The sequence below is a fragment of the Variovorax defluvii genome (assembly GCF_039541515.1).
GTDB classification, from domain to species: Bacteria; Pseudomonadota; Gammaproteobacteria; order Burkholderiales; family Burkholderiaceae_C; genus Variovorax; species Variovorax defluvii.
In genome coordinates this window covers 1-9847 of the sequence record NZ_BAABGJ010000029.1, presented here as the reverse complement: position 1 = coordinate 9847, position 9847 = coordinate 1, and the positions used below count along the sequence as shown (strand labels likewise).

11 protein-coding genes are annotated in these 9847 nt (G+C 71.0%); 6 read left to right on the top strand and 5 right to left on the bottom strand.

Annotated features, from left to right (window positions below):
* Nucleotides 1-376 (bottom strand): hypothetical protein (locus ABEA07_RS15355; RefSeq protein WP_345538900.1); only part of this gene is annotated, 376 nt, incomplete at its 3' end.
* A gap of 44 nt (nucleotides 377-420) precedes the next feature.
* On the opposite strand from ABEA07_RS15355, the gene ABEA07_RS15350 reads away from it, so the two are divergent.
* On the top strand, nucleotides 421-561 hold the full coding sequence (locus ABEA07_RS15350; RefSeq protein WP_345538899.1) for a hypothetical protein: 141 nt from the start codon (nucleotides 421-423) through the stop codon (nucleotides 559-561).
* Nucleotides 562-615: 54 nt separating this feature from the next.
* Here the strand turns inward: ABEA07_RS15350 and ABEA07_RS15345 are convergent, their stop codons facing one another.
* Both ABEA07_RS15345 and ABEA07_RS15340 read right to left on the bottom strand, forming a co-directional pair.
* Nucleotides 616-1986 (bottom strand): 3-deoxy-D-manno-octulosonic acid transferase, encoded by a 1371-nt coding sequence (locus tag ABEA07_RS15345; protein ID WP_345538898.1) that lies wholly within the window; start codon nucleotides 1984-1986, stop codon nucleotides 616-618.
* Between the two features lie 123 nt (nucleotides 1987-2109).
* Complete coding sequence (locus tag ABEA07_RS15340; protein WP_345538897.1) at nucleotides 2110-3492, bottom strand: phosphomannomutase/phosphoglucomutase; 1383 nt, start codon at nucleotides 3490-3492, stop codon at nucleotides 2110-2112.
* Between the two features lie 122 nt (nucleotides 3493-3614).
* Between ABEA07_RS15340 and ABEA07_RS15335 the strand changes: the two genes are divergently transcribed.
* Genes ABEA07_RS15335 through ABEA07_RS15325 form a run of 3 tightly spaced genes read left to right on the top strand, consistent with a single transcriptional unit; the run spans nucleotide 3615 to nucleotide 6672 of the window.
* The gene (locus tag ABEA07_RS15335; protein WP_345538896.1) at nucleotides 3615-5162 is read left to right on the top strand and encodes a DNA-3-methyladenine glycosylase 2 family protein; all 1548 of its coding nucleotides are present in this window, start codon (nucleotides 3615-3617) and stop codon (nucleotides 5160-5162) included.
* A complete protein-coding gene (locus ABEA07_RS15330; protein WP_345538895.1) occupies nucleotides 5159-5704 on the top strand; it encodes a methylated-DNA--[protein]-cysteine S-methyltransferase in 546 nt (181 codons plus the stop codon). Before ABEA07_RS15335 ends, ABEA07_RS15330 begins: the two co-directional genes overlap by 4 nt.
* On the top strand, nucleotides 5701-6672 hold the full coding sequence (locus ABEA07_RS15325) for a DMT family transporter (RefSeq protein ID WP_345538894.1): 972 nt from the start codon (nucleotides 5701-5703) through the stop codon (nucleotides 6670-6672). The genes ABEA07_RS15330 and ABEA07_RS15325 overlap by 4 nt, the downstream gene beginning before the upstream one ends.
* Before the next feature lie 37 nt (nucleotides 6673-6709).
* On the opposite strand, the gene ABEA07_RS15320 is transcribed toward ABEA07_RS15325, so the two are convergent.
* Nucleotides 6710-7357 (bottom strand): DUF1345 domain-containing protein, encoded by a 648-nt coding sequence (locus ABEA07_RS15320; RefSeq protein ID WP_345538893.1) that lies wholly within the window; start codon nucleotides 7355-7357, stop codon nucleotides 6710-6712.
* A gap of 38 nt (nucleotides 7358-7395) precedes the next feature.
* Between ABEA07_RS15320 and ABEA07_RS15315 the strand changes: the two genes are divergently transcribed.
* Together ABEA07_RS15315 and ABEA07_RS15310 are read left to right on the top strand one after the other, a co-directional pair.
* Complete coding sequence (locus tag ABEA07_RS15315; RefSeq protein WP_345538892.1) at nucleotides 7396-8118, top strand: c-type cytochrome; 723 nt, start codon at nucleotides 7396-7398, stop codon at nucleotides 8116-8118.
* 1 nt (nucleotide 8119) lies between these two features.
* A complete protein-coding gene (locus ABEA07_RS15310; RefSeq protein WP_345538891.1) occupies nucleotides 8120-9394 on the top strand; it encodes a c-type cytochrome in 1275 nt (424 codons plus the stop codon).
* Nucleotides 9395-9401: 7 nt separating this feature from the next.
* Here the strand turns inward: ABEA07_RS15310 and ABEA07_RS15305 are convergent.
* Nucleotides 9402-9847 (bottom strand): ShlB/FhaC/HecB family hemolysin secretion/activation protein (locus ABEA07_RS15305; RefSeq protein WP_345538890.1); only part of this gene is annotated, 446 nt, incomplete at its 5' end.

Genomic DNA, 9847 nt, shown 5'->3' with positions numbered 1-9847 from the left:
GCACCTGCACCTGCACCTGCACCTGCACCTGCACCCGCACCGGCACCGGCACCGGCACCCGCACCGGCACCCGCACCCGCACCCGCACCGGCACCCGCACCGGCACCCGCACCCGCACCCGCACCGGCACCCGCACCGGCACCGGCACCCGCACCTGCGCCCGCACCGGCACCAGCACCCGCACCAGCACCCGCACCTGCACCGGCACCTGCACCTGCACCTGCACCTGCACCTGCACCTGCACCTGCACCTGCACCCGCACCTGCACCCGCACCTGCACCTGCACCTGCACCGGCACCTGCACCGGCACCTGCACCTGCACCTGCACCGGCACCTGCACCTGCACCGGCACCTGCACCTGCACCGGCACCTGCACCGGCGCCTGGTACGCTGCTTGCCCCGGAAGGCGGCACCTTCACCGTGTCGAGTCCGACGGTGGTCAAGTACGGCGTCGATACGCGCTGGATCACGAAAACCGTGAGCGGCACGGTGAGCTGCACGAACGCCTACTTCGGCACCGATCCGGCGCCCTACACGGTGAAGTCCTGCAGAGCCGGCTGAGCGAGCCGGCATTTCGGGCCTGGTTGACGCTATGAGCGCATAGCGTCAACAGGACTATTCGAGGCTGGGCTCGGTCCGTTCCTCGGCTCGCGTCGCCACCCGGGGTTCCGAAGCCGCCTCCGCAATCGCCAGCAGCGCCGCCGCCGTGCGCTGCGCCGCGCCGCGGTTCGCGCTGGCGAAGACCTGCGCGGCCTCGGCCATGGCATCGCGGCGCTCGGGGTTCTCGACCAGCTTCAGCGCCGCCGTCACCGCATGCTCCATGTCGGGCGCGCGCTGCGAGGCACCGGCTGCGAGCGACAGCTCGGCTGCCTCGGCGAAGTTGTAGGTCGACGGCCCCATGATCACCGGGCAGCCGCAAGCGGCCGCCTCGATCAGGTTCTGCCCGCCGAGCGGCTCGAAGCTGCCGCCCAGCAGGGCCACGTCCGCGAGGCCGTAGTACAGCGCCATCTCGCCGAGCGAATCACCGAGCCAGATCTCCGACTCTGCCGGCGCGCCGGCCGCGCTGCGCCGGGCGCAGGCGAAGCCCTTGGACTCGATCAGCGCGGCCACTTCGTCGAAACGTTGCGGATGGCGCGGCACGATCATCCACTGAACGTCGTGCACGCGCCTGGCGATGGACTGCACCGCGTCCTGCTCCGGCGGCACCGGCGACAGCGCGCCGAAGCGCTTGAGCACGTCCAGCAGCTGCGCCTCCTCCCCGTCGCGCGAGCTGGCCAGCATGACGACCGGCCGCGGCAACTGGCCGCGCAAGCGAGCCGCGGTCGCGAGCTGGCGCGCGTCCGGCGTGGCATCGAACTTGAGGTTGCCGTAGACGCCTTCGACCTTGGCGCCGAGCGAGACGAGGCGGTGCGAATCCGCCTCCGTCTGCGCCCACACCGCCGTCAGCGACGAATAGGCCGGCCGCGCCAGCCAGCCCAGGCGCTCGGCCGAGGCCAGCGAGTTCTCGTTCAGCCGCGCATTGGCCAGCACCAGCGGAATGCCGCGCTCGGCGCAGGCCGCCGTGAGCTCGGGCCAGACCTCGGTCTCCATCAGCACGCCGATGCGCGGCTGGAAGCGGTCGAGGAAGCTGGCCACGGCGGACGGTGCGTCCCAGGGCTGCCAGACCTGCAGATCGCCCTCTTCCAGCAGCTTGGCACCCTCCTCGCGGCCGGTGGCGGTGCCGTGGGTGAGCAGGATGGGGATGCCGGGGTATTGGCGCCGCAGCTCGGCGATCAGGATGCCCGCGGCCCGCGCCTCGCCCAGCGAGACCGCGTGCACCCAGCACCAGCCGGTGCCCGAGGCGGACTCGTCATAGACACCGAAGCGCTCCTCGACCGCATGGGCATAGCCAGGCTCGGCCACCGCGCGGCGGCGCAGCTTGCGACGTACCAGCGGTTGGGCCAAGGTGGTGAAAGCGCCGTACAGGCGCAAAAGCAACGAGCGCACTTTTTGAAGTTCAGTGGAGATTCGGGGAACACCGCGCAACCGGCTTTGCCCGGCCGCTGGTGTTGCCCCCGGCGAGGGGATTGGCGGACCACACGAAGTGGGGAAGCCTGCGGGAGAGCGTCATCAATGCGCTGCTTCGGCCAAGGTGGCGTCAGGCTTGACGCCCTTGAGCAGGGCGAGGAATTCGTGCTGGATACGGTCGAGCGCTTCCTGCGTCTGGCCCTCGAAGCGCAACACCAGCACCGGCGTGGTGTTGGACGCGCGGATCAGCCCGAAGCCGTCCGGCCAGTCCACGCGCAGCCCGTCGATGGTCGAGACCTTCGCCGGCGCGTCGAATTTCGCGCTGCCCACCAGCTTGTCGACCAGTGCATGCGGCTCGCCCTCGGCGCACTTCACGTTGAGCTCGGGCGTGGAGAAACTGGTCGGCAGCGCATTCAGCGTGTCGCTGGCATTGGGCGTCTTGCTCAGGATCTCCAGCAGGCGGCAGCCGGCATAGGTGCCGTCGTCGAAGCCGAACCAGCGCTCCTTGAAGAAGATGTGGCCGCTCATCTCGCCGCCCAGCGGCGAATCGATCTCCTTCATCTTCGCCTTGATGAGCGAGTGGCCGGTCTTGTAGATCAGCGGTTTGCCGCCCGCGGCCTCGATGGCTGGGCCCAGGCGCTGCGAGCATTTCACGTCGTAGACGATCGCGCCGCCGGGCACCCGCGACAGCACGTCCTGCGAGAACAGCACCATCTGGCGGTCGGGGAAGATGTTCTGCCCGTCCTTGGTGACGATGCCCAGGCGGTCGCCGTCGCCGTCGAAGGCCAGGCCCAGCTCGGCGTCGCCGGCGGCCAGCGCCGCGATCAGGTCTTTCAGGTTCTCGGGCTTGCTCGGATCGGGATGGTGGTTGGGAAAGTCGCCGTCCACCTCGCTGTAGAGCTCGGTCACCTCGCAGCCGATGGCGCGCAGGATGGCCGGTGCCGAGGCCCCCGCGATGCCGTTGCCGGAATCGACCACGATCTTGATCGGCCGCGCCAGCTTGATGTCGCCCACGATGCGCTGCGTGTAAGCCTCCATCACATCCACCTTGCGTACGCTGCCGCCGGGGGCGAGCTGGGCGCTGCCGTCTTCCATCACGCGGCGCAATCCCTGGATCTCGTCACCGTAGATGGCGCGGCCGGCCAGCACCATCTTGAAGCCGTTGTAGTCCTTGGGGTTGTGGCTGCCGGTGACCTGGATGCCGCTGCGTGCCAGCGTGTGGGCGGCGAAATAAAGCATCGGCGTGGTGACCGCGCCGACGTCGATGACCTCGATGCCGGTCGCCACCAGTCCGCGGATCAGCGCCTCCGAGAGCGCCGGACCCGAAAGGCGCCCATCGCGCCCGACCGCCACCGCTTTCTCGCCGGCCGCGCGGGCCGCGCTGCCGAAGGCCCTGCCGAGCGCCTCGGCGACATCGGCGTCCAGCGTGGTCGGCACGACGCCACGGATGTCATAGGCCTTGAAGATCGATGGGCTGAGCTGCATGAGCGTCCTTGGCAGAGGGTTGGAGTCGTTCGGAAAATGAACACGATTGTAGGCATGCGCCTTTCGTGCCAGATGTCCGGAAATGGCTACTCCTGGAAGGCCCGGTTCGTATCATTGGACGCATGTCCCCCGCCGCCGTCGCCCCCGCCGAGCTCGAAAGCGACGCCTGCTACCTGGCCATGAAGGCACATGACGCGCGCTTCGACGGCGCCTTCTTCACCGGCGTGACCTCCACCGGCGTCTACTGCCGGCCGGTCTGCCGCGTGAAGCTGCCGCGGCGCGAGAACTGCCGCTTCTTCCGGCACGCGGCCCAGGCCGAGGCCGCGGGCTTCCGACCCTGCCTGCGCTGCCGCCCCGAACTGGCGCCGCGGGCCGCGAGCTGGTCCACGGAGGATGCCTCCCGCATCCTCGCCCTGCAGGCCGCCCGGCTGATCGACGAACCCGACGCCTGGGACGACGAAGGCCCGGGCGCCGCGCGCCTCGCCACGCGGCTGGGCGTGAGCGACCGGCACCTGCGCCGCATCTTCGAGGCGCAGTTCGGCGTTTCGCCGCTGCAGTACCTGCAGACGCGCCGCCTGCTGGCCGCCAAGCAGTTGATCGCCGACACCCGCCTGCCGATGACACAGGTGGCACTGGCCAGCGGCTTCGCCAGCGTGCGGCGCTTCAACGCGGCCTTCGTCTCGCACTACGGGCTCAACCCGAGCGCGCTGCGGCGTGCCGGGCCCGCCACCGGAGGCCGGGCGGGCGCTGCCGTCGAAGTGCGCCTGGGTTTGCGCCCACCCTACGACGCCGAAGCGATGCTCGGCTTCTTCGCGCGCCGGGCCCTGGGCGGGCTTGAAACTGCCGCGCCGGCCGGCGGCAAGCCGCAACTCTCGCGCACCCTGCGCGTGGCACAGGGCGAAAAGATCCATGCCGGCTGGCTGAGCCTGCGCTTCGACGGCGCGCGAGAGCAATGGCGGCTGCAGGTGGGCGATTCGCTCGCCACGGTGCTGCCCACCGTGATCAGCCGCGTGCGCGCCATGCTCGATCTGGACGCCGATCCGATGGCGATCAATGCCACGCTGCATGCCAGCTTCCCTCAAGGCGACGGGCTGCGCGTGCCGGGCACGGTGGACGGCTTCGAGCTCGCCGTGCGCGCGGTGCTGGGCCAGCAGGTCACCGTGGCTGCCGCCCGAACCCTCGGCACGCGCCTGGTGCAGGCCTTGGGGGAGCCCATCGGCACGCCCATTGCCGGACTGGAGCGCCTGTTCCCCACGCCGGCCGCCCTGGCTGGCGCGAGCGGGGACCTGCTGGGCGGTCTCGGCATCGTGCGGCAGCGGCAGGCCGCCCTGTCGGCACTGGCGCACGCGGTGCTGGAAGGGCGCCTCGCCCTGCACGCCGGCGCCGACCTGGCCGCCACGCTCGCAGCCCTGCAGGCCCTGCCCGGCATCGGCGACTGGACCGCGCAGTACATCGCGATGCGCGCGCTGCGCTGGCCCGACGCCTTCCCGGCGGGCGACGTGGCGCTGCAGAAGGCGCTGCGCGTCTCGTCGGCGCGTGCGGCCGCCGACGCTTCGCAGGCCTGGCGGCCGTGGCGCAGCTACGCGGTGCTGCGGGCGTGGCACAGTCCACTTCCGGCCGGCAAGACGCAGGCCGTCCCCGACGGCGCACCAGCCGAGACCCTCTCATGAACTTCAAGAAATCCCCCATCCGCTGCACCCGCATCGACAGCGTCCTCGGCAGCATCGTGCTGGCGGCCACCGGGCATGGCCTGGCCGGCGCCTGGTTCGAACGGCAACGCCACTGGCCCGACACGCGAGGCTGGCGGCCCGACGACGCACACCCCGTGATGCGCGAGGCAGCCGCCCAACTGACCGACTACTTCGCCGGGCGGCGACGGCATTTCGACCTGCCGCTGGACCTGTCGCACGGCACCGCCTTCCAGCAGGCGGTCTGGCAGGCGCTGCTGGCGATCCCGATGGGCCGCACCACCAGCTATGGCGCGCTCAGCAAGAACATCGGCAACCCCGCCGCCGTGCGCGCCGTCGGCGCGGCGGTGGGCCGCAACCCGATCAGCGTGATCGTGCCCTGCCACCGCGTGCTGGGCACCGACGGCTCGCTGACCGGCTATGCAGGCGGGCTCGCACGCAAGAGCGCGCTGCTGTCGCTGGAAGGCGTGCGGCAAGTCCGCCAGCTCGCTGCCGCGGCGAGCCCGGCGGAGGTGGCCCGATGAACGAAGGCGAATGCGGCGCGGAGGTCCGCCCTTGCGCCCCTCTGCCGGCGGCCCTGCCTGCGCGCCCGGCCGGCAAGGCCTGGCTGGTGGACTTGATCCTGCTGGGTGCCCTGTGGGGCGCATCCTTCCTGTTCATGCGCATCGCCGCGGCCGAATTCGGCGCGTTGCCGGCAGCGGCCGTGCGGGTCGGGATCGCCATGCTGTTCCTGCTTCCGCTGCTGCTGATGCGCAGGCAATGGTCCAGCTTCAGGCAGTATTGGAAGCCGGCGCTGGGAATCGGCGTGCTCAATTCCGGCCTGCCATTCGCCTTGTTCTGCTTCGCGCTGCTGAGCATCAACAGCGGCCTCGGTGCCGTCCTCAACGCGACCGTGCCGATGTTCGGCGCACTGGTGGCCTGGGGTTTCTTTGGCGAAAGGCCGGACCGTTCGCGCAGCCTGGGCCTGGTGATCGGCTTCGCCGGCGTTGCCCTGCTGGCGGGCCGCAGTGCCGGCTTCCACTCCGGCGCGGACGAAACGGCGGCACGCTGGGCCATCGCCGCCTGCCTTGCAGCCTGCATCTGCTATGCCTTCGCGGCGAGCTTGACCCGCAAGTACCTTACCGGCGCACCGCCACTGGCCACCGCGACCGGCAGCCAGATCGGCGCCACGCTCGCGCTCGCGCTGCCGGCCCTGTGGCTGTGGCCGGCACGCACGCCCAGCACCAAGGCCTGGCTCGCGCTCGTCGCCCTGGGCGTCGCCTGCACGGGGCTCGCCTACATCCTGTTCTTCCGCCTGATCGAACGCGCCGGCCCGGCCCGCGCGCTCACCGTGACCTTCCTGGTCCCGGTGTTCGCGCTCTTCTACGGCGCCGTCCTGCTCGGCGAGGAAATCACGCAGTGGATGCTGGTGTGCGCGGTGGTCATCGTCTGCGGCGTCGCGCTCTCGACCGGCATGGTCAAGCTGGGCCGGCGGCCGCGCGCGTCGGCGTAGCACCGGTCCACCCGGCCTCCGGCAGCCGCCGCACGCCTCAGATCGCGCCCGCCACCAGGTTGACCGACAGCGCCAGCACCAGCATGTTGAACGCGAAGGACAGCACACTGTGCACGAGCGTGATGCGCCGCATTTCGCGAGAGCGCACCTGCACGTCCGACACCTGCGAACACATGCCGATCACGAAGGCGTAGTAGAGAAAGTCGAAGTAGTCCGGCGCCTGTCTGCCGGGAAAGTCCAGGCCCGGGTGCCGCGCTCCATCGGCCTGGTAGAAGCGATGCGCATAGTGGAATCCGTAGATGGTGTGGATCATCAGCCACGCGCCCGCGAGCGCCAGCAGCCCGAGCGCGATGTGGCCGGCGCGCTGCGCTCCGGTCAACGATCCGCTGCGCCCGAGCAGCACCGTGATCGCCGCCACGCTTGCAACGACCACCGCCACCATGGTGGCCAGGATCAGCGCGCTGGGCTGGTCCAGCGACTGCGCCCGCGCCCGGGTGCCGTCGGCATCCGAGCATTCGGCGAGCCACCACGCCAGCAGCAGGTAGACGGCCGCGCCGCAGCACCAGCCCAGCAGGCCGCGCGTCGCGCCATCGAGCGGCCAGGGCAGCAATCCCACGGTGACCCCCACGACCGCGCCCAGCAGCAGCCGCTGCCAGCCGATCATCCACGTGAAGGGAATGCGCATGCCCGGCACTGTAGCGTCCGGCGACAATAGCGGCCCCCATGACGACGAAGTACCGATTCCGCTGGCGCCCCCTGCTGGCCACCGCCTTCAGCCTTTACACCCTCGCCCATGCGGCCTCCCCTGCCCCGGCCCGCGTCCCCGACACCATCGAACAGCGCGCGGCCGCCTGCATCGCCTGCCACGGGCGCGAAGGCGCCAGCACCAATGCCGGCTACTTCCCCCGTCTGGCCGGCAAGCCCGAGGAATACCTCTACAACCAGTTGCTGAGCTTTCGCGACGGCCGCCGCTTCAACAGCGACATGGCCTACATGGTGCGTCACCTCTCCGACAGCTACCTGCGCGAACTCGCCCGCTACTTCGCGGAGCTCGACCTGTCCTACCCGCCGCCGCCCACGCGCACCGACGCCTCGGAGCAGACCCTCGCGCGCGGCAAGGCCCTGGTGTTCGAGGGCGACCCGTCGCGCCGCATTCCGGCCTGTGCCGCCTGCCACGGCGAAGCACTGACCGGCATCGCGCCTGCCATCCCCTCGCTGCTCGGCCTGCCGCGCCTGTACCTCGCCTCGCAGCTGGGCGACTGGCTCAACAACGGCCGCCACGCACTCGCGCCCGACTGCATGGCGGAGGTGGGCCGCAGGCTGGACACGGGCGACATCAACGCGGTGGCCAGCTGGCTCGCGCTGCAGCCGGTGCCCGCCGATCCCAAGCCCGCGCCTGCGCCCGCGAAGGGACTGCCGATGCCATGCAGCGCGATGGGGAAGTGACATGCGGCGCCTCCTCTACACCCTGATCGCCCTGGCCGCCCTCCTGGTGCTGGCCGCGCTCGGCCTGGTCGCCCTCAACCTGCGCGGCGAGGACCCCCTGCCCGAAACGCCGGCGGCCTTCACGTCCACGCCCGCCCTGGTGGAGCGCGGCCGCTACCTGGCGCTGGCCGGCAACTGCGCCGGCTGCCACACGGCGCGCGGCGGTGCGCCCTATGCCGGCGGCATCGGGATCGCCACGCCCTTCGGCACCGTCTTCGCGAGCAACCTCACGCCGCACGAGGAGGCCGGCATCGGCCGCTGGAGCCCCGCGCATTTCTGGCGCGCGCTGCACAACGGACGCTCGAAGGACGGGCGACTGCTCTACCCCGCCTTTCCCTACCCCAGCTTCACGCACATCACGCGCGAGGACTCGGACGCGATCTACGCCTACCTGCGCACCGTGCCCGCTGCAGCGACGCCGAACGCGCCGCACCGGCTGCGCTTCCCCTACGACACCCAGGCCGCGCTCGCGGTGTGGCGTGCGCTCTTCTTCACGCCGGGCACCTTCACGCCCGACGCGTCGAAGACGGCCGAATGGAACCGCGGCGCCTACCTGGTCGAAGGCCTGGGCCATTGCATCGCCTGCCATGGCACGCGCAACGTGCTCGGCGCGACGGAAGAGAAGCTGGGCCTCGGCGGAGGACTGATCCCGGTGGAGAACTGGTATGCGCCCTCGCTGAGTTCCAAGCACGAGGCCGGCGTGTCCGACTGGGACACGCAGCACGTCGTCGCGCTGCTGAAGACCGGCACCTCGCCGCGCGGCTCCGTCATGGGGCCGATGGCCGACGTGGTCTACGGCAGCACGCAGCACCTGAGCGACGCCGACCTGCAGGCCATGGCCGTCTTCCTCAAGCAACTGCCCGAGTCGTCGCCGAAGCGCGATGCCTCGGCCTCGCCGGCGCGCCGGGATGCCGGCGTGATGGCGCGCGGCGCGAAGATCTACGACCAGCAATGCGCCTACTGCCACGGCGATGCGGGCCAGGGTGCGCAAGGGGCCTACCCGCCGCTGGCCGGCAACCGCGCCGTGCTCATGGATTCGCCCGCCAACCTGGTGCAGGTGCTTCGGCATGGCGGCTTCCTCCCGGCCACCGCCGGCAACCCCCGGCCCTACGGCATGCCGCCCTTCGGGCACGTGCTGGACGACGATGGCATCGCCACGGTGCTGACCTACATCCGCGGTGCCTGGGGCAACGACGCGCCGGCGGTGTCGCGCGCGCAGATCCTGCGGCCGTCCTGAGTCACCTTCAGAACCCCGCGTGGAGGTTGAAGCCGAGCGTCAGCCCGGCAGTCCGATAGCCTTCCGGCTGGCGGATGGGCGCGCCGGTGAAGAAGTCATAGCTCAGCCTGCTCCACTGGCCTCGTACGCCGGCCACGGCGCCGGTCAGGCTGCGGCCGGCCAGGGCGACGGTCGAAGGTCCGCTGACGCGGCCGTGGTCCATGCCCACATAGAGCTCGGCGCCGCTCTGGCCCATGGCCCAGCCGATGTCGCTGCGGATGAGCCATCCGCGCTCGCCCAGCAGGTTTGTCTCGCCGTCGAAGCCGCGCACCGTGTAGCGCCCGCCGATGGCGAAGCGGTCCTGGGGGGACAGTGGCGTACGGTTCCGCTGGGCCCGGACCAGGCCCGAATAGCGCAGCTTCTGGCCGCCGAGCGTGAAAGGCGCGTTGAGGCTGATGTCGGCGGTGTAGAGCT